This is a genomic window from Bacteroides sp. 1_1_14 (genome assembly GCF_000162515.1).
GTDB lineage: Bacteria > Bacteroidota > Bacteroidia > Bacteroidales > Bacteroidaceae > Bacteroides > Bacteroides thetaiotaomicron.
On sequence record NZ_GG774708.1, the window covers coordinates 257,375 to 280,847 of the forward strand.

At 44.7% G+C, this 23,473-nt stretch carries 16 protein-coding genes; 7 read left to right on the top strand and 9 right to left on the bottom strand.

Translation table 11 applies throughout. The annotated features are described in order from the left end of the window. From HMPREF9007_RS07290 to HMPREF9007_RS07270, 5 genes are read left to right on the top strand one after another with little or no spacing between them, the layout of a single operon-like run. Nucleotides 1-1,200 (top strand): acetate kinase, encoded by a 1,200-nt coding sequence (locus HMPREF9007_RS07290; protein WP_008762632.1) that lies wholly within the window; start codon nt 1-3, stop codon nt 1,198-1,200. Nucleotides 1,201-1,235: 35 nt separating this feature from the next. Beyond that, a complete protein-coding gene (locus tag HMPREF9007_RS07285; protein WP_008767011.1) occupies nt 1,236-2,450 on the top strand; it encodes a glycosyltransferase in 1,215 nt (404 codons plus the stop codon). Between the two features lie 11 nt (nt 2,451-2,461). Next, on the top strand, nt 2,462-3,157 hold the full coding sequence (radC, locus tag HMPREF9007_RS07280; protein ID WP_008762634.1) for a DNA repair protein RadC: 696 nt from the start codon (nt 2,462-2,464) through the stop codon (nt 3,155-3,157). Between the two features lie 47 nt (nt 3,158-3,204). Beyond that, nucleotides 3,205-3,516, top strand: coding sequence for an iron-sulfur cluster assembly protein (locus HMPREF9007_RS07275; protein ID WP_008762635.1), 312 nt, complete (start codon nt 3,205-3,207; stop codon nt 3,514-3,516). Nucleotides 3,517-3,562: 46 nt separating this feature from the next. Next, nucleotides 3,563-4,327 (top strand): UDP-2,3-diacylglucosamine diphosphatase, encoded by a 765-nt coding sequence (locus HMPREF9007_RS07270; RefSeq protein WP_008767009.1) that lies wholly within the window; start codon nt 3,563-3,565, stop codon nt 4,325-4,327. 140 nt (nt 4,328-4,467) lie between these two features. On the opposite strand, the gene susG is transcribed toward HMPREF9007_RS07270, so the two are convergent. From susG to HMPREF9007_RS07235, 7 genes are all read right to left on the bottom strand, one after another. Next, entirely contained in the window at nt 4,468-6,546 is a 2,079-nt protein-coding gene (gene susG / locus HMPREF9007_RS07265; RefSeq protein ID WP_008762637.1) for an alpha-amylase SusG, read from the bottom strand. Between the two features lie 109 nt (nt 6,547-6,655). Continuing rightward, the gene (susF, locus tag HMPREF9007_RS07260; protein ID WP_008762638.1) at nt 6,656-8,113 is read right to left on the bottom strand and encodes a starch-binding outer membrane protein SusF; all 1,458 of its coding nucleotides are present in this window, start codon (nt 8,111-8,113) and stop codon (nt 6,656-6,658) included. Between the two features lie 25 nt (nt 8,114-8,138). Next, nucleotides 8,139-9,302 carry a starch-binding outer membrane protein SusE gene (gene susE, locus HMPREF9007_RS07255; protein WP_008762639.1) on the bottom strand — a complete coding sequence of 388 codons (1,164 nt, stop codon included), beginning with the start codon at nt 9,300-9,302 and terminating at the stop codon, nt 8,139-8,141. 34 nt (nt 9,303-9,336) lie between these two features. Further along, nucleotides 9,337-10,992 carry a starch-binding outer membrane lipoprotein SusD gene (susD, locus tag HMPREF9007_RS07250; RefSeq protein WP_008762640.1) on the bottom strand — a complete coding sequence of 552 codons (1,656 nt, stop codon included), beginning with the start codon at nt 10,990-10,992 and terminating at the stop codon, nt 9,337-9,339. Between the two features lie 21 nt (nt 10,993-11,013). Then, nucleotides 11,014-14,028: a starch-utilizationTonB-dependent receptor SusC gene (gene susC / locus HMPREF9007_RS07245; protein WP_032850604.1), complete on the bottom strand. Its 3,015-nt coding sequence runs from the start codon at nt 14,026-14,028 to the stop codon at nt 11,014-11,016. A gap of 154 nt (nt 14,029-14,182) precedes the next feature. Continuing rightward, nucleotides 14,183-16,399, bottom strand: a complete 2,217-nt coding sequence (locus HMPREF9007_RS07240) for a glycoside hydrolase family 97 protein (protein WP_008762642.1) — start codon at nt 16,397-16,399, stop codon at nt 14,183-14,185. A 197-nt stretch (nt 16,400-16,596) separates the two neighbouring features. After that, nucleotides 16,597-18,450 (bottom strand): glycoside hydrolase family 13 protein, encoded by a 1,854-nt coding sequence (locus tag HMPREF9007_RS07235; protein WP_008762643.1) that lies wholly within the window; start codon nt 18,448-18,450, stop codon nt 16,597-16,599. 243 nt (nt 18,451-18,693) lie between these two features. On the opposite strand from HMPREF9007_RS07235, the gene HMPREF9007_RS07230 reads away from it, so the two are divergent. Next, nucleotides 18,694-20,292, top strand: a complete 1,599-nt coding sequence (locus tag HMPREF9007_RS07230; RefSeq protein ID WP_008762644.1) for a DUF6377 domain-containing protein — start codon at nt 18,694-18,696, stop codon at nt 20,290-20,292. 365 nt (nt 20,293-20,657) lie between these two features. Here the strand turns inward: HMPREF9007_RS07230 and HMPREF9007_RS07225 are convergent, their stop codons facing one another. Together HMPREF9007_RS07225 and efp are read right to left on the bottom strand one after the other, a co-directional pair. Next, the gene (locus HMPREF9007_RS07225; protein ID WP_008762645.1) at nt 20,658-22,061 is read right to left on the bottom strand and encodes an alkaline phosphatase; all 1,404 of its coding nucleotides are present in this window, start codon (nt 22,059-22,061) and stop codon (nt 20,658-20,660) included. A 103-nt stretch (nt 22,062-22,164) separates the two neighbouring features. After that, nucleotides 22,165-22,731: an elongation factor P gene (gene efp / locus HMPREF9007_RS07220; protein ID WP_008762646.1), complete on the bottom strand. Its 567-nt coding sequence runs from the start codon at nt 22,729-22,731 to the stop codon at nt 22,165-22,167. 192 nt (nt 22,732-22,923) lie between these two features. On the opposite strand from efp, the gene rpmH reads away from it, so the two are divergent. Then, nucleotides 22,924-23,085 (top strand): 50S ribosomal protein L34, encoded by a 162-nt coding sequence (rpmH, locus tag HMPREF9007_RS07215; protein WP_005678985.1) that lies wholly within the window; start codon nt 22,924-22,926, stop codon nt 23,083-23,085. The last annotated feature ends 388 nt before the right edge of the window (nt 23,086-23,473 follow it).

The window sequence follows — 23,473 nt, forward strand, 5'->3', positions numbered from 1 at the left end:
ATGAAAATTCTAGTATTGAACTGTGGAAGTTCATCCATCAAATATAAATTGTTCGATATGACCACCAAAGAAGTGATTGCACAAGGTGGTATCGAAAAAATCGGTCTGAAAGGCTCTTTCCTTAAATTGACTTTGCCGAATGGCGAAAAGAAAGTACTCGAAAAAGACATTCCGGAACATACGATTGGTGTGGAGTTCATTCTGAATACATTGATTAGCCCGGAATACGGAGCTATCAAATCACTGGACGAAATCAATGCGGTAGGTCACCGTATGGTACACGGAGGCGAACGTTTCAGTGAATCTGTATTGCTGAACAAAGAAGTACTCGAAGCTTTTGCTGCCTGCAACGACCTGGCTCCGCTTCACAATCCTGCCAACTTGAAAGGTGTGAATGCAGTTTCCGCTATTCTTCCCAACATTCCGCAGGTAGGCGTATTTGATACAGCTTTCCATCAGACGATGCCGGATTATGCTTATATGTATGCTATTCCCTACGAAATGTATGAGAAATATGGCGTACGTCGTTATGGCTTCCACGGAACTTCTCACCGTTATGTTTCAAAACGTGTATGTGAGTTCCTTGGCGTTAATCCGGTAGGACAAAAAATCATCACTTGCCATATTGGTAACGGTGGTTCTATCGCTGCTATCAAGGATGGCAAATGTATAGATACTACCATGGGACTGACTCCGTTGGAAGGTTTGATGATGGGTACCCGTAGCGGTGACATCGATGCCGGTGCAGTGACATTCATCATGGAAAAAGAAGGCTTGAATACGACAGGCATTTCTAACCTGCTGAACAAGAAGAGCGGCGTACTGGGTATTTCCGGCGTATCAAGCGATATGCGCGAACTGCTGGCCGCTTGTGCTAACGGAAACGAAAGAGCCATCCTTGCTGAAAAGATGTACTACTACCGTATTAAGAAATATATCGGTGCTTATGCTGCGGCATTGGGCGGTGTAGATATCATCCTGTTTACAGGTGGTGTAGGCGAAAATCAGTTTGAATGCCGTGAATCTGTTTGTAAAGACATGGAATTCATGGGTATTAAACTGGACAATAATGTGAATGCAAAAGTTCGTGGTGAGGAAGCTATTATTTCTACTGCAGATTCTAAAGTGAAAGTAGTAGTGATTCCGACAGATGAAGAGTTGTTGATTGCATCGGATACAATGGATATTCTGAAAAAGTAAGAAGAACTGAGATAATAAAAAAAAGGCGGCTTATCATGAAGTCGCCTTTTTTTGTTAACTCTTTTATAAGTCTCGTTTTTTTTACCTTACTTTGTGCTTCAAATCAATATTCGTTTTATTGGATTTACGCAAAATCGTTATTTTATAAATTCATTGATATGCGCTATTCTGTCATAATTCCCGTTTACAATCGTCCCGATGAGGTGGATGAATTGCTGCAAAGTCTCACTGTACAGTGTTTTAAAGATTTTGAAGTAGTTATTGTTGAAGATGGTTCATCCATCCCTTGTAAGGAAGTGGCAGATCGGTATACAGATCGGTTGGACATCAAGTATTTCTCTAAACCCAATTCCGGACCGGGGCAGACCCGTAACTACGGAGCGGAGCGAAGCGAAGGAGAATATTTTATCATACTGGACTCTGATGTCATTTTGCCCGAAGGATATTTTGACGCGATAGAGAAGGAGCTTCAGGCTTCTCCAGCCGACGCGTTCGGTGGTCCCGACCGTGCGCACGATTCTTTTACGGATATTCAGAAAGCTATCAACTACTCGATGACTTCCTTTTTTACAACAGGCGGTATCCGTGGCGGAAAAAAGAAGATGGACAAGTTTTATCCTCGTAGCTTCAATATGGGGATTCGTCGCGAAGTGTATGAAGCTTTGGGGGGATTCTCTAAAATGCGCTTCGGGGAAGATATCGACTTCAGTATCCGTATTTTTAAAGGTGGCTATACTTGTCGTCTTTTCCCCGATGCGTGGGTATATCACAAACGTCGGACAGACTTGAAGAAGTTCTTTAAGCAAGTCCATAACTCCGGCATTGCCCGCATTAACCTTTATAAGAAATATCCCGATTCGTTGAAATTGGTGCATTTGCTACCGGCAGTGTTCACGTTGGGAGTCTCTTTGCTTTTATTATTGACTCTTTTGGGGTTGGGGCTCGTTTTGTTAGCTTTTTATCTGCTATATTCCAAAACGGTTCCCGGGTGTGCGACAGGCGAGATGGCACTTCTGTTTTTAGGATTTGCCGCCATGTTGGCAGCACCTCTTCCCTTACTGCTCTATTCCTTGGTGGTTTGCGTGGATTCGACAATCAGAAATCGCAGTTTATGGATTGGAATGCTGTCAATTACTGCTTCCTTTATACAACTAATTGGTTATGGAACGGGATTCTGGCGTGCATGGTGGCAGCGTTGTATAAGAGGAAAGGACGAATTCGAGGCGTTTCAAAAGAATTTTTATAAGTAAGTGATTTGATCATGGAAAGCAAACACAAACTATCCATCAACCAGTGGGCGCTGGAAGACCGTCCCCGGGAGAAGATGATGGAGAAAGGAGCAGCCGCATTGAGTGATGCCGAACTACTCGCCATATTAATAGGCTCCGGAAATACGGAAGAAAGTGCTGTCGAACTGATGAGGCGTTTGCTTCTCTCTTGTGATAACAATCTGAACTCCTTGGCAAAGTGGGAAGTCTGCGACTATTCCCGTTTTAAAGGAATGGGACCGGCAAAGAGCATCACTGTAATGGCTGCCCTGGAACTCGGGAAGCGACGGAAACTGCAAAATATCCAAGAACGCCCCCGCATCTCTTGTTCAAGAGATATCTATGACATCTTCCAGCCTGTCATGTGCGACCTTGAACAGGAAGAGTTCTGGGTATTATTATTGAATCAGGCGACAAGACTGATCGATAAAGTACGTATCAGCGCGGGCGGAATAGACGGAACGTATACGGATGTACGTACCATTCTTCGGGAAGCACTGCTGCAAAGAGCCACGCAAATAGCCGTAGTGCATAACCATCCTTCGGGAAATATCCAACCCAGCCAACCGGACCGGACGCTGACGGAACACATCCGCCGGGCAGCCGACACAATGAACATTCGCCTGATAGACCACGTTATTGTTTGTGAGGATAAGTTTTACAGTTTTGCCGACGAAGGGCTGCTCTGAATAAATTTATTCTTATCTTTGCAATACATATTAATAAGGAAAGCCCTATGGAAAAATTTAAAATAGAAGAAAAGATCGTAGCCATGCTAAAGACGGTGTACGATCCTGAGATTCCGGTAAATGTATATGATCTTGGACTGATTTATAAGATAGACGTCTCAGACAATGGGGAAGTGGCGCTTGATATGACTCTGACTGCTCCCAACTGTCCGGCAGCCGATTTCATCATGGAAGATATCCGCCAGAAAGTAGAATCGGTGGAAGGAGTGACATCTGCCACTATCAACCTTGTGTTCGAACCGGAATGGGATAAAGATATGATGAGTGAGGAAGCAAAACTGGAACTCGGATTCCTGTAAATTCATAGCTCAAAATATAAAACTGATAACTCTAAACTCAAAACTCATGAAGAACGTTTATTTCCTTTCCGATGCGCATCTTGGTTCCCGTGCCATAGAACATGGACGTACACAGGAACGGCGCTTGGTGAACTTCCTCGACAGTATCAAGCATAAAGCTTCTGCCGTTTACCTGTTGGGAGATATGTTCGATTTTTGGTATGAATTCCGGTTAGTGGTTCCCAAAGGATACACCCGCTTTTTAGGAAAGCTCTCCGAACTCACGGATATGGGAGTGGAGGTACATTTCTTTACCGGCAACCATGATATCTGGTGTGGGGATTATCTTTCTAAAGAATGCGGAGTGATTATTCATCGTGAAGCATTGACTACCGAAATATACGGAAAAGAGTTTTATCTGGCTCACGGTGACGGACTGGGTGACCCAGACAAGAAGTTTAAGTTGCTGCGCTGGATGTTTCACAGTACAACACTTCAGACACTGTTTTCTGCCATCCATCCCCGTTGGAGTGTGGAATTGGGCTTGACGTGGGCAAAACATAGCCGCGAAAAGCGGGTGGACGGCAAAGAACCGGATTACATGGGGGAGAATAAGGAACATCTGGTACTTTATACAAAAGAATATCTGAAGAGTCATCCTAATATCAACTTCTTCATTTATGGCCATCGTCACATTGAACTGGATTTAATGTTGAGTGCTACTTCCCGTGTGCTGATTCTTGGAGACTGGATTAACTATTTCTCCTATGCAGTATTCGATGGGGAGAATCTATTTTTGGAAGAGTATATAGAAGGAGAAACACAAGTTTGATTCTTATTCCATTAAAAAGTGGAAATTCCGATTGATATAAGGTTTCTTGAAGATAGATAGAAACCGGAAAAAGTCAAGCCCACGTCTTCAGATTCATTTCATAAGAATAGAATAAATCTGAAGACGTGGTCTTGATGTATTTAGTTGCCCAACTTGAATACTACAGAGGCGTATCCTCCCAGTTTCAAGGTGTAACTGTCGCTGTCTGTATTTTGTTGAGCTTCGCCATTCACAAACAATACTTTCTCAATCTTGTCTGTCAGCGGAAGTAGCATGGCCGTTCCGCCGAAATTATGGATGACAAGCAGTTTCTCGTTGTCCTTGGTCATATACCAGGCGGCAATCGGCTTATAGTCTTTCTCCTGTGATTCGTTGTAGACGGAATGTTTGGTCATATTTCCTTCTGCCAGTGCCGGATAGGTGTTGCGCAATCGGGTGAGGGAGAAATATATGTTCAGAAGTGAATGGGTATCGGCTTGTTGGTCCGCTACCGTTTTCACATTTTTCGAAACGGTGGCATCCGTCTTGTCTGTGTAGTTGGTAGTGTAGCTATCTCCCCATAGCATCGGGCTGCGCACATATTCGTCTCCGTTATCCTTTGTTCCGTAAAGTCCCAGTTCTTCACCGTAATAGATGTAAGGATGTCCGGCGGAAGTGAGTAAGACGGCGGCGGCCAGTTTGCATTTGTCGGCGGATTTACCCAACTTGGACGATGTACGGTCTTCGTCATGGTTACTCAGTTTCGTTGCTTCGATGTAATCGCTTCGATAGTTGGCGTATTTCTGTTGGTAAGAAAGGATGTCTTTGGCAAAATAACATCCGGTACTATTATTGATTCCCCATTCCAGACGATACCAGAAGGAAAATTCAAAAAGGGCGGGCAGACCTTTATAATAAGGAGCTACTTTATCGTATTCCGATAACACTTCGCCTACCATATAGAAGTCGTCCGTATGTCCTTTTTGTTTGTAATAGGCGTTCATATCTTCATAGAACATTTTCAGGAAACGAGGATTTTCTTCGCTGGTCTCACTGTGGTAGATGTGCTTCACGGCGTCGAGGCGGAGGCCGTCCACACCACGGGCGATCCATCCTTTGGCGGCGTCTGCTATTGCCTGATATGCCGGTGATTCGCCTGCCTGGTCTACAGGGCCGTAGTTAAGGTCGGCAAACCAGTCGGTGCAGAAATGAGAATGGAAATAGGTGATCTGCTGGCTGTCGAACATGATGTTGGCAGGGTTGCCGGCGTTGGTCAGTTTGAAATCCTTGTTCAGCGCGAGTTTCTCGGACGAGGAAGAGGCGCCGTATTTTGTTCCGGATGGCCAGGAAGAAGCATTGCTGGTACGGATCAGAAGCCCCCAAGTGGACTCAAAGTCGACGGTGAGTTCATAGATGTTGTTTCCTTTGTCATAAAACTTTTTGCAGATGTCTTCTCCGTAGTATAAGTATTTGGCGTTGTCGGTACCTGTGTCCGGATTATCCTCGTCTGCTTTGGTGCCTGTGGAAACGACAAGGATGGGGGAAGATGCGTTGCTCCAGTCCAGTGTAAATTTCAGCAGTCCTTTCACGGCAGCGGTCTCGTCAGAAACCTGAAACCATTCTGCGGCATTGTATCCGGCTGCTCCTTCTTGGGTGATCATGGCGATTTTGCCTGCTGCGATATCTGTTTTCGGGTCTTCAGAGAAAGAATAATAATTGCGATACGGGCTTTCGGATGATGAACTAGCTTCGGTGAACCACGGGTGGGCAGTGCCGGTGTGGTTCATTACGTAGTCCAGATAAATCTTGATGCCTCGGTTGTGGGCTTCTGTAACCAGACGGTCGAAGTCGCTTTCTGTGCCGAGCTGCGGATTGACTTTGGTGTAGTCTGTGACGTCATATCCGTGATAAGACATACAGGGGTGGATGGGAGAGAGCCAGAGGGCTTTCACGCCTAGTTGGTTGAGATAGTCCAGCTTTTGGGTGACGCCATTCAGGTCTCCATATCCGTCTCCGTCGCTGTCGGCGAAGGAATAGACCAGTAACTGGTAGGAGATATCTGCCCGTTTGGTCTCGTCCCATGTGTCGGGAGAGGCGGTAAGTGCGGTCCATTGCCCTTCGATGGGCGGTTCGGGTTCCGGAGCAGGCTCGGTGATATTTTTGTCATCGCTGCAAGCGGTCATGAATGCCATGAGCATTGACAACCACAAAAGAGATAATAAGTGGAGATGTTTATTCATAATGATGATGTATTAAAGACAATAAATGTAGTCTCTTAAAAAACAGTGGCCGCCCCGATTCCATTGTATTCGCGACGGCCATTCCCTGTTTCTCTGATTTCTTGTAGTATTATTCGATACGGCCTGTTCCGTTGCCGAAGTTCAGATAAACCTTTTGTCCGGTTTTACCTTGTACCGCAGCTTGGTCACCACCGTTGCCCCGGTAAGCTATTTGTCCGTCGAAGATGATAAATTCTGTTTTCCACCAGTCGCCGGCAGAGACAGCTTTCGGATTTACGCAGATTCGTACTGCGCCATCTTTCAGGAATGCCGGAGAAACAAATTCACCATCAGCCGTTCCGGGCACGGTAAATAAGTCCTGTTCTACCAGTTGTGCGTCCCAACCGTTGTATGAGGTATCGCCCATCAGATATACATTCGGCTTTTCAAATTCTATCGCTTTGTCATCGCCGATAACGGAGACATATACTAAGTACCAGCCGGCTATACCGACTTTTATGTTGCCGCCCTCGTCCGACAATCCGGCAAGGTCTTTGGATTCCTGTGAGATAGCATCTACAAAACCGAAGTCATTGCCCCAGTTGGCTTGCGGTGCAAACTTCACCTGATCGTTAGCTGCGAAATAGAAGATTCCCCAGAAAGTTCCTTTCATTCCGTTGACCGGAACAAGTGCTTTCCAAGCATTCGGATCACCGGCAGGAGTTCCCCAGTTGTATGCGCTGCCGGTCATATAAAGTTCGGTGGGCGCACTGTTGTCTTTCACTGTAAAACGGTAGTTGAAGGCATCGAACGAGATTTTGATCTTACCGTCCAGTGCTGTATTAATGGCTCCCGCATTTGTCCAGCTAACAAAATTATCACCGGAGTCATCACCGTCTACACTACTTCCCAAGGCTTTGGTCCAGTCTATGTCGTTTCCGTTAATAGCTGAAGCCGGGAAAATCTTGAAGTTCGAAGTACTTTCTATTTCTGCTTCCAGTATATACAGGTTTTCATCGAGAGCGTCCTTCTTCATCTGTTGGGCACTGTTGCCGTCCCAGCCTGTGAAATCACCGACTATATAATAGCCGTCGGGATCAACAGCCGGAGTTGTGGCAGGCTGCAAGGTGATGCTTACTTCATTTCCCACCAGTTGAATACCTTCACCGGAAGGAGTTACGGCAGAAGCATTAATAGAGATTTTCAATTCACGTACCACGCTTGCACGGCTTTTGTAGGCTTCCTGCGTCACACTGTCCAGTTGTGCCAAGGCTACTTTAAAGACATGATCTTCCGTCATGGAAAATGGAATGGTGTGATTCTCATTCAGTGTCAAAGAGTTGACAGCAATCTTACTGCCTTCTTCGGCTGTGGTCGAGCTTAACTTTGCAATTTCTACGGAATCGGCTGTGGCCGCGTCCATGACGATGCTGGCGTCTTTGCCTGCTGTGAAAGTTGCAGTCAACTGTCCCGCTGACTCTTCCTGGGGATTGGACTGGGGATCAGCCCAGTCCTTGAAATCTTCGTTACAGGCAGAAAACCCGATTGCTGCCAGAAACATCCCTGTGTATATTAAATGTTTTTTCATGATGAATCGTTCTTTTTAAAGTTAATTACTTCTTTTCTCCTGTACCTGCCGTGAAGTTCAGATGGATCACATTGCCGGCTGAACCTTGTACGGAATAACCGTCTCCCTTTTCTGTCCAACTGTCAATAAGGTTGAAATCACGATAGAAGATTTCACCGTCATGGAGTGTAAACTCGGTTCTCCACCAGTCGAGGTCTGTCTTGAAGCACATACGTACTTCTCCGCTTGCAGTCATGGCAGGAGATACGAAGTTACCGTCTTTGGTGGCGGGAACCGCAAACTTCCATTCGTCGTTGAATGCCCATGAACCACCGGTTGTGTTACCGAACAAATACACTTCAGCCGGGTAGAAAGTAATGGTAAACTGATAATCATCCCCTTTGACAGCCGCTTTGACGTAGAAGAGATACCATCCGGCGTTTTCTACGACGAAGTTGTCACTGCCGCTGACTCCTGCTCCGGCTTTGTCGGTAACCGTCACGCGGTTGTCGTTAATACCGATATACTCGTTTTCCTTTGTTCCGAACTTGAACTCGGAGTTGGCATCGAAGTAAATCATTGAATAGAACTGACCGTCCATACCGTAGACACCTGCCATCGGTTTCCATACTTTCCAGTCGGTATCCAGCATAGAACCTACAATGAACATTGTCTTGGGAGGTGTCAATGAGCTGGTGCTCTTGGAAATCAGAACGTTGGGTAACTCAATCACATTGGAAAAACATACTCCTTTTCCACTGCTTGTGATGTTGGCCTTCAGACGGATATATACAGCTACCGGTTCGGTAGGGAGTTCTGCCTGCTCTCCGTTCACGGCCGTCCACAAGTCGAGAAGCGCATTGTTGAGTTCGGAAGCATCCACATTGATCTTTGCTGTCGGGGAGGTGCTTTCTAACACTGTATAGTTGGCTTTGCTCTCATCTGTCGCTTCTATGAAATCCTGTTCAAATGAGGCTTGTACCGTGTAGGTGGTAGCTGCCGGAAAACCGTAGTCCGGTTGCGAACAAGTGAGTTCTACAGTTTGGGCATTCTTCAGGTCATATACATTGTTGGCTGCATACGCGGGCGTATTGAGCGTGAATGTATCGGGTTCGTTCAGGATCGGATTGCTGTCATTGTCTGTTTCGCAGGCCGTAAATAGAGGCAGTGCGAAGGTGACAGCGAGTAATATGTTGGATATTTTTTTCATAATGGCATTCTTTTATATAAGGATGAACTCTTGGTTATTTATAGCCTTCATTTTGTGACATATTCCTGTTATTGTTTATATCCGATACAGGGATAGGATATTTGTTGTAGTATGAAGCGACAGATGTTCCGTTCATTGCTCCACCTTTCCAGTCCCAAAGATATTTATTGGTTGTGAACATACCGAAACGAACCAAGTCTGAACGACGGCGACCTTCCAGATAGAATTCACGTGCCCATTCGTCGATAAGTTCCTGTTCGGTTACGGTCTGTACCTTTCTTGTACAGTTGGCGCGTTTGCGAAGTTCATTGATGTCTCCTGTGGCGTCTCCTCCCTGACGGAAAATGGCTTCCGCACGTGTCAGGTATGCTTCTGCCAAACGGAACAAAGGAATATCTGTGTCAGGATAAGTAGCATGGCTGACGGGTTTTCCGTCAGAGCGGTAATTCTGCCATTTTACAATCGACAAGCCATCGGTGAATCCGCTGATCGCATCTGTCTGAATTTTGCGTCTGCCGCCTCCTACACCAGAGTATAGCAAGGCACGGTCGTCACCGGCAGCTTTGATCATGTCTTCTGTTCTGATGCCGTGTTCTGCATCGAAAGCATCGATCTGCTCATCTGTATCTAAGCCTTTGGTCGGAATTTCAACATCGGCGGGCAGCATCGGCACATCTTCGAGATTGGAGAAGAACTTTTGTACCATTGCTGCACGGGCAAAGATACAGGACCAACCGTTCGTTGTTCCCATACGGGGCATACCGGCTACACGAGTACCACAAACCAGATAAGTTGAACCGCCATAGTTACGTGTCTTCACTCCATCCTGACGGATAGGCAGAATGATTTCCTGCATGGCATTTTCATTCTCGTCGTTATCGGCCATAAACAGTTCGCTGTAATTTGTACATAGCTTATATGCTGAGCCAATCACTTTGCTGGCATATTCTTCCGCTTTTGCATAATCGGTTTGTCCGGTGTATACGCCTGCGTTCAGGTACAAACGTGCGCGGAGCAACCAGTTGGCGGCTTTGTCTGCACGTCCGAAGGGAGCCTGGCGAGGTTCATACATATCAGCTTCAATTTCGTTCAGTTCATTCTGAATGTAGGTATAGAGTTCCGTCCCCTTCTTCTCGACAGGCAAGTCATTGCTAAAGTGTTCCTTGAACGGAGCTTTACCAAACAAGTCGAGGAAGTACCAATAATGGAGGGCACGCAGGAAACGTATTTCCGCACGTTGACGCAGTGTTTCTGCATCTGTCATGCCTTCGGTCTGGTCGAGGAAGAAGTTATATTGTGTGATGTCATATCCCAAACGGACGTAAACCCACTCTGTGCGCTGGCTGGAAGGACTCCAGCTAATGCTTGTAAGCTGAGGGATGTCCAGATTCTCCTGCCATGCCCAAAGACATTCGTCGGTAGGCAGTTCGTTGCAGTTGAAAGTGGTACGATAGAAACCGGATTCGCCTTCGTCCTGTCCGTCGAGGTCAGGAGAGCCGTCGATACCCTTTTGTCCGGTTACACCCAACATGGCATATCCTTTCACAAATACTCCCTGCTGGTCGAAACTACCTCCTGTCTGAGGGGCGATGGGACTAATATCCAGATCGTTGATACATGAAGTTACTCCCGAAGAGAGAACTGCGATCAGTGCGGCTGAAAATAGCTGTTTGATATATTTTGTTTTCATGATAAATTGATTTAATGAATGTTAGAATTGCAGACTTAAACCTAATAAGAAAGTCATAGCTCTGGGATATGGATTGGCGTCGATACCGCTTTTTACTTCCGGATCAAGGCCTTTGTATTTACTGATAATGAACGGATTCTGTACTGTAGCATATACACGCCCGCCAACACCTTTGTAGGTTTGAGTCTTCCACAGATTCTGGAAAGAATAACCTAACGTGATGTTATCACAACGTAAGAATGATGCGTTATGTATAAAATAGTCGCTCATGTAGTAATCACCTTGTCCGCTGAAACCGAGTGCGACGGCTTCGGCACTGGTGTTGCTATATGCATTATTGGAGAACAGTCCCGAAGTGCTGACGTTGGCTTTGTTGCTCAGGAAGTCATAGTACACGTAGTTGTTCAGACTGGCACGTAAGGAGAAGCTGAAGTCAAAGTTCTTATACTGCATTTTGGAGGTCAGTCCCATCAAAACATCGCCTGCCGGTTTTTTGTAGATATATTTGTCTCCGCTGTCTATTGTTCCGTTTCCGTTACGGTCAACAAACATATTTTCAATAGGTTTGCCATTTTCGTCGTATACCTGCTGGTAAACGTAGAAAGAGTTGGCAGCGTAACCTACTTTATGCGCCTGTACCTTGGTATTGTTACCTCTGGAAATCTTATCGCCTGCTTCTACGTAATAATCGCTGTCGTCGCCACCTGTCAACTTGGTGATTTCATTGTGGTTCCATGTAATGTTATAGCTGAGGTCCCAGGTGAAGTCCTTAGTCACAATCGGTTTGGCGTTGATGGAAAATTCCATACCGTAGTTTTCCAGTGAACCGATATTCTGTGTCATCTGGGCATTGAAGTTAGTTCCTACGGGGATCTTAACGCTGTTCAGCAGGTCATCCGTTTTACGGAAGTATCCGTCGATACCGCCTGTGATTCTTCCATTCAGGAATCCGAAGTCCAGTCCGGCATTCCATGTGGTCGTTTTTTCCCATTTCAGATTTTCATTGAAAGCCTTCGGGCGGGAAGTAGAGTAATACGTATCGCCAAAAGGATACTGGGCATACTCGTTATTGACTACATACAGAGGAAGATAAGCAAAATCATCACCTATGTTTTGCTGACCGGTAATACCCCAGCCTAAACGCAATTTCAGATCAGACAGCACATTTACATCTTTCAGGAAGTTTTCTTCTTTAATCTTCCATCCCAGTGCCAATGACGGGAATGTACCCCAACGGTTATCTTTGGAGAAACGTGACGAGCCATCCCAACGCATGGTAAAGGTAAACAAGTAACGGTTCAGCAGGGAGTAATTCAGACGGCCGAAGTAAGAGACCAGTGTATTTCTGGTTGCATAAGCTGTTTGTTCGCGCAATTTGGCGTCATGGGGTTCTTGCGTATAGGAATCCCAGCCCTGGCCTTCTTCAAATCCGTTGCGATGGAAGTGTTGTTCTTCACCACCGACCATGATGTCAAAGTCGTTTGCACCCAAAGACTTGATATACTGTACGTATATGTTGTACGAAAGGTTGTATTTATATTGGGTAACGTCGCCATTCCAACCATAATAATTATTGCCGAATGAGTATGGAGAAACAATCGTAGTCTGTGTACCTTCCGCATATTCGCCACCTATGCTTGCGTGCAGACGGAGGTCAGGCAGGAAATGGAATTTATAGTCAACGTCTACATTTCCAACAAAGTCGTTGCTGTTCGCCTTGTCATTTTTGAGTTCCAGTGCAGCCAGCGGATTTTGGGGAGAGTTCGGATTGGACGTGTATTTCCAGTCCGGATTGCTGAAACCTGTGGTAGAATTAATATTCTGCCAGTAGCCGCCTGTAAACTGGTAAGGGTCTTCGTTAGAATAAACCGGACGGGTAGGGTCGATAGCCAATGCTCCGCCAATAGCGGCACCTGTGTCGGCATAGCGGTTTTTACCGTTCATGAATTTGGCATTGATGTTGAACTTCAGATGATCTTCAAAGAAGGAAGGAGCCAGGTTCACGGAAGCAGTGAAGCGTCGGAAGTTGGATGTTTTCACAATACCGTTATCGTCTGTATAACCTAAAGACACACGGTAAGGCAGGTTCTTGAATCCTCCGTTGATAGAAACATGATGGTCGGTGCTGACAGCAGTACGGAATATCTGATCCTGCCAGTCTGTATTGGCGGTTCCTAAATCTGCCGGTAATTTGTCACCCCATAACTGATTGGCGTAAGCGCGATATTCATCTCCGCTCAATACATCATAGCGCTTTTGAGTTTTGGAGAAGGATACAGAACCGTTATAGCTTACGCTGGGAGCTTGTCCGTTCTTTCCTTTCTTGGTGGTGATAATAATAACACCGTTGGATGCACGCGAACCGTAAATGGCAGTTGCAGAGGCATCTTTCAGTACAGTAAGGGTTTCGATATCCGCAGGGTTAACCATTGATAAACCGTTTGCCATCCCTTTGATACCTTCGTTGTCAATAGCCAGACCGTCAATAACGATCAGCGGGTCATTGCTTGCATTCAATGAAGAACCGCCACGAATACGGATTTGAGCGCCACCACCCGGTGTACCGTCATTGGAGATCACGCTGACACCGGCTATTTTACCGGATAACATATCCTGAGCATTCGTCGTAATACCTTTACTAAGTTCATCGGGCTTGATAGCCATTACCGAACCGGTCATATCGTTCTTTTTCACCTGACCGTAACCGATGACTACTACTTCGTCCAGTATTTCCGTATCGTCTTTCAGTATTACATTCATTTGTGTGGTTGCCGGAAGTTCCTTTGGCTGGTATCCGATGAATGAAACAACAATTATGTCACCTTGCTTGGCAGACAACTGGAAGTTGCCGTCGAAATCGGTAATCGTTCCGGTGGTAGTGCCTTTCACCACAACATTGGCACCTATAACCGGTTCACCCGTTGTGTCTTTCACTATTCCTTTGACAGTAATTTGCTGAGCAAATGCGTCAATGGACAAGAATATTCCAGCTATAAGCATAAGCAGGACCTTGAACATAAAGTTTCCTTTTTTCATGTTTTTGTCTTTAAAGTTAATTGTAATTTCTCTTATCATTCTCTCTTAAAAATACCTATTGAAAACCTTCTCTTCGTCATTGTTCTTAGTGCTCGAAAACACTCTCTTTTTTACCAAAATGTATATTCTCTATCTTTGTTATTTCTTTTCCTTATTATAATCTTTTCAAACCTTTAGCTTCTGATTTGTCTTTTACCTCTTTGATGCTGATAGCATATCCGCCTCCGTTAGCTGCGTGCAGGTTCAGCTTGCTCTTATTCGTCAGAATACCTTTCTTGATGGTATAAGCCTGCGGGTTCTCTTTCCAGTCGGCATCTTTGGCATCCGCGTAGACGGTAGCGATGTATTGTTTGCCCGGAGTCAGGAAGTCGAATACGAGTTTGGAGGTATGACCGTTTTCACCGGCTGTGCAGCCTACGTACCAGTCGTCCGTACCTTTTGCCTTACGGGCAATTGTGATGTATTCTCCCGGTTCTGCTTCCAGATAGTTCGTTTCGTCCCAGTCGAGAGCTACGTCTTTGATGAACTGGAAAGCGTCCATAAAACGTTCGTAGTTTTCCGGAATGTCGGCAGCCATCTGCAAAGGACTGTACATGGTAACGTATAGTGCCAACTGGCGTGCAATGGTAGAACGTACCTGAGAATTATTTGCCGGATTCATCTTGTTGCAATGCGTTTCGAAGATGCCGGGAGTGTAATCCATCGGACCGCCAACCAGGCGTGTGAAAGGCAGAATCGTTGTATGATATACTTTGTTGCCTCCGAATGATTCATATTCTGTACCGCGGGCGGATTCATTACCGATCAGATTCGGATATGTACGGCAGATACCGGTAGGGCGGGTTGCTTCGTGTGCATTCACCATGATTTTGTAATCGGCGGCTTTCTTCACTGCATACAGGTAGTGATTGTTCATCCATTGTCCGTAGTGATGTTCGCCGCGGGGGATGATGTTGCCTACATAACCGCTCTTTACGGAGTTGTATCCATTGTCTGCCATAAACTGGTAGGCTTTGTCCATGTGGCGTTCGTAGTTGCGTACAGAAGCGGAAGTCTCGTGATGCATCATCATTTTGATTCCTTTGCTGGCTGCATAGCGGTGGATTTCCTTCACATCGAAGTCGGGATAAGGAGTCACGAAATCAAACACATAGTCTTTGCTGTTGCCGAACCAGTCTTCCCAGCCTTCGTTCCAGCCTTCAACCAGTACTGCATCGAATCCGTGAGCGGCTGCAAAGTCAATGTAACGTTTCACGTTGGCTGTGTTGGCAGAATGTTTGCCGTTCGGTTTTGTTTTGGAGTAATCCGTTTCACCGAGTTTTACGCTGGTCAGTTCGTCGGTGTAAGCCCATGAGCCTTTTCCGGTGATCATGTCCCACCATACGCCGATATATTTCACGGGTTTTACCCAAGAAGCGGCATCCGCTATCTTGCATGGTTCGTTCAGGTTGAGAGTGATACGTGAAGCGAGGATATTGCGGGCGTCATCGCTCACGATAATCGTACGCCAAGGTGTGTTGCAGGGAGTCTGCATATACCCTTTGTCTCCTTTGGCATCCGGTGTCAACCAGGATTCGAATACCATATTCTTGTCGTCCAGATTGAGGTGCATACATGAGTAATCAACCAAAGCGGCTTCATGAAGATTGATGTATAAGCCATCATCCGTTTTCATCATCAGTGCAGTTTGTACGCCTGTCTGTGAGAAAGGAGTCTGAGAAGAGTTCGGAGTGATCGCTTCTTTCATCAGCCCTCTGATTTCTGATAAGCGGGAAATGGTGTAGTCATATTCCTGCGTATCATAGTCACCCGGTATCCAGAAAGCGATATGATCGCCGTTCATGCCAAATTGAGAATGCTCTTCCTTGATCACGAAGTAATTGAGTGACTTCTGCTGAGGAAATTCATAACGGAATCCCAGACCGTCATTGAACAGACGGAAACGGATAACGATAGAACGGTCATTCATGGGTTGATACAGGGTGACTGCCAGTTCGTTATAGTGATTGCGGATTTCTTTTTCTTCTCCCCAGACCGGTTGCCAGGTTTCATCAAAGGTAGCCGTTTGGGTATCTTTTACTTCGAAGCCGTCGTACAGGTTGGTCTTTGAATCAAGTTTGGTCAGGTCTCTGCGGTCCACCCAGTCGAAGTCGGTTCTGGTATTATCTTCTTTTTTCAGTTCCAGTCCGAGAGTGCTGGGTTTGATTACCACTTTGTTCTTATACGTCAGTTCATACGTTGGGGCACCTTTGGAATCTACTTGAAAGGTCATTACCAGATTGTTGTCCGGTGAGGTTAATTTCTGTTGGGCATTCGCAATGAATGAGATGCAAAGGAATGCGATGAGCGATAAAATCTTTCTCTTTTTCATTCTATTTATGGTATTAAATTATAAGCTAACTAATATTTTTACTCCGCTCTGTTCCGGATATTGCAAATATAGCAACCATCTTGAGACTTTGGGCTGTCTAGAATAAAAATACAAGTTTATATTAATCTCAAAGTTTTGTTTTACAGTAGTTTATTGTCTTTTGGTATCCTGATAAATATAAGTCGAAGTGAACTTATTTAAAAGGATAGAAGGTATATTCCACGACTTGGAAGTGTTAATTCATTTCTTAATTCAACCTTTTTCTCTGTCAATAAATCGAAAGCAGATGAAGCGGGGAGTATTTTCCGGTAAGGAACCAGGTCGATGGTCTGTTCCCGGTCGTTTCCGTTCAGGAAAACAACGACTGACTTATCGCCGTATTTGCGTTCGTACACGTAGATACCCTTATTCGGTGCGAAATGTTTGAGTTGGCCTTTGGCAATGACTTCGTTTCCTTTTCTCCATTGGAGCAGTTTTTGCATAAAGTAGAATGCTTCATTTTGCTGCGGAGTGCGGTTGGCTGCGTCAAAGCAGTTTTTTGTATCGTTCGGCCAGCCTCCGGGGAAGTCGCAGCGGAGCAGTCCGTCTCCATTCGCCTTGTCGGCTGCCATCAGGATTTCAGTTCCATAATATATCTGCGGTATTCCGCGGGTTGTCAGTAAGAATGTCAGGGCTTGCTTGTACCGGTCCAGATTCTTTGTATCAGCTTCCGAACGGTAGAAGCGGGAAGTATCGTGATTGTCGAGGAAGGTCAGCAGGTTCATTGGATGGCTGTAGACGATGTCCTGTGACAGATATTCGTAGAGTCTGAAAAGTCCTCCGTTCCATTCGGTAGTCTCTTCGTCGAAAGCCTTGTTCATCTCTTCCATTAGCGGGAAGTCCATGACAGTAGGGAGATTGCTGTTCTTCGGATAAGCGAGTCTGCTGTCTTTCTGCCAGTAGGAGATGAGTACATTGTTGCCCAGCCATGTTTCACCTACAATGTTGAACTTGGGATATTCTTCATTGACCGCTTTGCACCAGCGTGCCATCATATCAAAGTCGGCATAAGGGTGTGTATCCTGACGGATGCCGTTGATACCAGCATACTCTATCCACCAGATGCTGCTCTGTATCAGATATGTAGCTACATGACGGTTTCTTTGGTTGAAGTCCGGCATGGTCAGTGTGAACCAACCGTCGATAGCGATTTTCTTTTCGTAATCGGAAGCATACGGGTCCATTTGAGTGGCAGTCTTGAAGCTGGTCTGCACGTAGTTGCCTTCAAAGTTAAACCAGTCTTTGGAGGGCATATCTTTAAACAGATAGTTGTCCGAACCGCAATGGTTGAAGATCATGTCCATTACTACTTTCAGCCCTTTGGCATTAGCTTCCTGAGTAAGTTTGCGGAACTCTTCGTTACTGCCGAAGCGGCGGTCTACCTGATAATAGTCGGTAATGGCATAACCGTGATACGATCCTTCTTTCATGTCATTTTCCTGAATCGGGTTGAGCCATATACTGGTGACTCCGAGGTCTGCTATGTAATCCAGATGATTCTCTATTCCTTTCAAGTCGCCGCCATGACGTGCGAAAGGCTCATTACGGTCTACATTTCCTTCCAGCATTCCGGGAATGATGTCGTTGGAGGGGTTGCCATTGGCGAAACGGTCCGGCATAATGAGATAAAGCACGTCGCTCGAATCAAAACCTTCTACTGCCGAAGCATTCGGCCGGCGCTGTTTAAGCTCGTAAGGGATTTTTGTCTGCTTTTTGCCTTGTTTCAGGATGATGTCAAAGTTCTGTGGAGCAGCCTTCGAAAGGTTTAAATACAGAACCAGATAATTAGGATTCTCCTGTTTTACCACTTCTTGCAGCGTGATATTATCGGCAGAAAGACTGACGTCTGCGGATGATATGCGGTCACCATATAATAGTATCTGCAATTCGGGATTCTTCATTCCTGCCCACCAAAAGGTCGGGGCTACTTTCTTTATAGTGCTTGCTGCGAATACCTGGTGAAGACCGGGTAATAATAATAGTAAGATAATGAATAATAAATTCCTTTTCATGGTAACTAGATTTTTAAAATTTGTTCGGGGGAACCGATGATGCAAATGTAGGTGAATCGGGTATGCCGTATGGCAGTTAGAAAGAAAATATAAATGCTTGTTTTGAATAGGCTGTTGATAATAAGCTTTTTGTCGTTATTGCCTCTGTCGAAAAATACAAGTGAAAATGAAAATTGTTATGACGATATTTTTCGTTTTTATTACTATAATCATTATATTTGTCACATCTTAAAAAAGCACCTTATGAGAAATCTAACCTATTATCTTTTGTTTCTTCTTTTTGTTTATCCTCTTTCCTTGTCCGCAAAGCATACGGATATAAATAAGGCGGCCCTTAAAAAACTGGATGACATTATAAGTAAGAAGGAAACTTATCAGATACGGAGAGAAAAAGACATTACTGATTTAAAAGTACAACTTGCCCATTCCACCGATCCTGCCCGGAATTATGAGTTGTATGCCTCCCTCTTTGGGGCTTACCTGCATTATCAGGCAGATTCGGCGCTTCATTATATTAACCGTCAGATGGAGATATTGCCCCAATTAAATCGTCCGGAACTGGAATATGAGATTATCATTAACCGTGCTACGGTAATGGGTGTAATGGGCATGTACATCGAAGCTATGGAACAATTGGAGAAGATTGATCCTAAAAAACTGAATGAATGGACTTTGCTTTCTTATTACCAGACCTATCGCGCCTGCTACGGCTGGCTCGCTGATTATACGACAAACAAAACCGAAAAAGAAAAATACCTGAAAAAGACCGATTTGTACAGAGATTCCATTATCGCCGCCATGCCTCCGGAAGAAAATAAAACGATTGTTATGGCGGAACGATGTATCGTGACCGGAAAGGCCGATACGGCTATCGGCATGCTGAACGATGCACTGAAAGATATGGAAGACGAACGTCAGAAAGTATATATCTATTATACCCTTTCCGAAGCATATAGCATGAAGAAAGACGTTGAGAAAGAAGTTTATTATCTGATACTGACTGCTATTGCAGACTTGGAATCTTCCGTCAGGGAGTATGCTTCCTTGCAGAAACTCGCGCATCTGATGTATGAACTAGGGGATATTGACCGTGCTTACAAATATCTGAGTTGTTCGATGGAAGATGCTGTAGCATGTAATGCCCGTTTGCGATTTATGGAAGTGACGGAGTTTTTCCCGATTATTGATAAGGCTTATAAACTGAAAGAAGAGAGAGAACGGGCCGTTTCCCGTGCCATGTTGATTAGTGTCAGTCTGTTGTCGCTGTTTCTCCTCATTGCTATTTTCTATCTGTATCGTTGGATGAAGAAGATATCCGTCATGCGTAGGAATCTAAGCTTGGCCAACAAGCAAATGTCTGCGGTCAACAAAGAATTGGAACAGACCGGAAAGATAAAGGAAGTATATATTGCCCGTTATCTGGACAGATGCGTCAATTATCTAGATAAACTGGAAACTTATCGCCGCTCTCTGGCCAAACTTGCCATGTCGTCACGTATCGATGACTTGTTTAAAGCAATTAAGTCCGAACAGTTTATCCGGGACGAGCGGAATGAATTTTATAACGAATTTGATAAGTCATTCCTTAAACTGTTCCCACACTTTATTACTTCTTTCAATAATCTGCTGGTAGAAGAAGCAAGAGTTTATCCAAAATCAGACGAACTGCTGACAACCGAACTCCGGATCTTTGCCCTTATTCGTTTAGGAGTAGTGGATAGTAACAAGATTGCTCATTTTCTGGGTTATTCTTTGGCAACTATCTATAATTACCGGAGCAGAATGCGCAATAAAGCTGCCGGAGATAAAGATCGGTTCGAACAGGATGTAATGAATTTGTAAGTACACTCTAGTCTCTCTTCATGTCTCCAATAGACATAGGTATGATATGACTATTGGATTGTATATGAATGGCTTAGAGTTTCCATGAATTTCCTGCTTTGGAAACTGCCGTTTCCCGGTGTGGGAACGATCGTTTCTTTTAAAGGTAACTCTCGTTTCTCGGTGAGGGAACGCCCGTTTCCTAACGGGAAACATATCAAGAGAAGGGCCCCAATGAAAATCATCTATTATAATGATAATATTATTTAGGCACGGATTGCACGAATTTCACGGTCTTTAATTGAATAGAACCGTGTTAATCCGTGAAATCCGTGCCTAAATGAAAATAAATAGTGTTTTGATTACATATTCGTGCAGTCAATTCTTTATTTATATCCGGCAGCTTTAGCTATCCGTTTCGGAATTTCCGTATTGTCAATCTTCTCACCGAACAGTTGAGAACCGGCACCGATGGCAAATACCGGCACATAACCGGCAGAGTGACCGCCGCTTACCCAGCCTACCATAGATATCTGGTCCATTACTTCTTTAGCGCGTGCAGCCATCGGCTCGCTTTTAGAGTACATGCTTTCGGCAAATACCACCTTATTTCTGACAAAGGATTGTTCGAACTCGTCACGCAGCTTCTTTTCCTGTTCCCAAGAAATAGGGAACTGTTTCCAGAAGCCCATTTCTTCACCCAGGAATTCTTTCATGTCTTCCCAAGTCACTTTGTTGCCTTTTGATTTTCTTAGTTCGCTGATACGTCTGGACAATCCGTCAGCAGAATGTTTTTGATATTGCAATGCTTTCAGGTTCAACGCATATTTTCCTGTACCTAGTACGATACCACCGGTTTCGTGGTCGGCCGTAACAACGATCAGTGTTTCTTTCGGATGTTTCTTGTAGAATTCGTAAGCTACTTTGATAGCGTCATCCATGTCCTTTACTTCATTGAATACGGTAGCGGCGTCATTACCGTGGCAAGCCCAGTCAATCTTTCCACCTTCTACCATTAAGAAGAACCCTTTGTTCTTGCCTTTGGTCAGGAAGTCGATTGCGCTTTCTGTGATTTGGGCGAGAGTCAAGTCGTCGCTTTTACGGTCGATAGCATAAGGCAGGCAGGATGGATCTTTGCCTTCTTCCTGTATCAGGATCATTTTGCCGGCATCCTTGCTTTTGGCTTTATAATCGCTGTAGCCACGTGCTACGGTGTAACCTGCTTCTTCGAAAATAGGGAAGATGTTGGGAGCGTCTTTCTTGTCATACGTCTTGTCCGGTTTCAGAAAACCACCGCCTGCATAGAAGTCAAAGTTCGCTTTTGTCAGGTCGACAGCGATTTCATAATTCATATTACGGTCTGCTTGATGAGCGTAGAAAGCGGCAGGAGTGGCGTGGTCTACGCTGACGGAAGTAGTGACACCTACTTTCTTTCCGGCCTTCTTGGCTTTTTCGGCTACGGTTTCAATCGGTTTTTTGTCTTCTCCTACAGAGATGGCACTGTTGTAGGTCTTCTTTCCGGTAGCCAGTGCAGTACCCGCAGCGGCAGAGTCGGTAACAGAGTTTGTCGCGGAGAAAGTGGTTGCCATCGTTGCTACCGGAAATTGGGTGAACAATAAAGGTTCAACGCCGATGCGCCCGTTTTGCAGTTCTGCCTGATACATCTCTGTACCATTTACCTGATTGACTCCCATTCCGTCTCCGATGAAATAGAATACGTACTTTGCCTGCTGACCGTTGGCTGCAACGGAAATAAGGACAAAGAGCAGTGTGTAAATCAACTTTTTCATTCTTTTGTATCTTAATATTAGGGTTAGTGATGGACAAAGGTAATAAAAAACGGTGGAAGTGCCGAAGCAAATCCACCGTTTCTTTATGTCATTTGTATGACATTTATGCTTTTACGCGTCCTACGTAAGAACCGTCACGAGTGTCGATTTCAATTGTTTCACCTTCGCTGATGAACAAAGGCACACGTACTGTTGCACCTGATTCTACGGTAGCAGGTTTCAGTGTGTTGGTGGCTGTATCACCTTTCATTCCCGGTTCTGTATAAGTAACCTTCATCTGAACTTTGATCGGCATGTCTGCATAAAGTACAGTTTCGGTAGAAGCGTCAGAAACAACGTCCAGCACTGCACCTTCGAGCAAGAAGTCTACACCATTGATCAGGGCGTGAGCGATGGGGTGTTGGTCAAAAGTTTCCTGGTTCATGAAGATATAGTCTTCTCCTTCTTTATACAGGAATTGGTATGGACGACGTTCAACGCGTACTTCTTCCAGTTTTTCACCGATATTGAAACGGCGTTCGAGAACATAACCGCTTACTACGTCTTTCAGCTTGGTACGCATAAATGTGTTACCTTTACCTGGTTTTACATGCAGGAATTCTATACAGAAATAGAGCTTTCCGTCCATACGGATACAAGTTCCGTTTTTGATGTCTTGAGCATTAATCATACTGCTGTTTTTCTTATTATATTATTGTTATTTAATTGTCTTCGTCGTAATTCGAGTGCAAAAGTAATCTAAATCAGTAAAAAACACAAAAACTTTTGAGCAAAAATGACTTATCGCTTGGTTAATTTAAAAAAAGTCTCTATTTTTGCAGCCCGATTACGTAGAATAATAACATAAAAACAAGATACAGTAATGAAAAGAACATTTCAACCCTCTAACAGAAAGAGAAAGAACAAACACGGTTTCCGTGAGAGAATGGCATCGGCTAATGGTCGTAGAGTATTAGCTGCTCGCCGTGCGAAAGGCAGAAAGAAACTGACTGTTTCTGATGAGTACAACGGACAGAAGTGGTAATCATCACTCAGAAACAAAAAAGGCGGAGTTTTAAACTCCGCCTTTTTTGTTTGCTTCTATTTCCATTAAAGTTGGTTATAACTTCCTTTTTATGATAAAAAGTACAGGACTCTTGGCACAGTAGTTAAATAGAGTATTAAATAATGTTTAATGGAATGCTCTTTGTCACTTTTTAGCTTTCTTTGTCACAGATCATAGACGGAATATATGCGACAGACGGTTGTGCTCAGAGAATCCGGAAGCCGCATCCTAGAATATAAGGTTGTTGAAATCTATAGGAGTGGGGAATATAGTTGCAACAATTGTGGTGATGACAGGTGTCCTTGCATTTATGCAGGGACATTTTCATTGCCCACTATTCCGAAATTCAACTAATTTGTAGTATCTT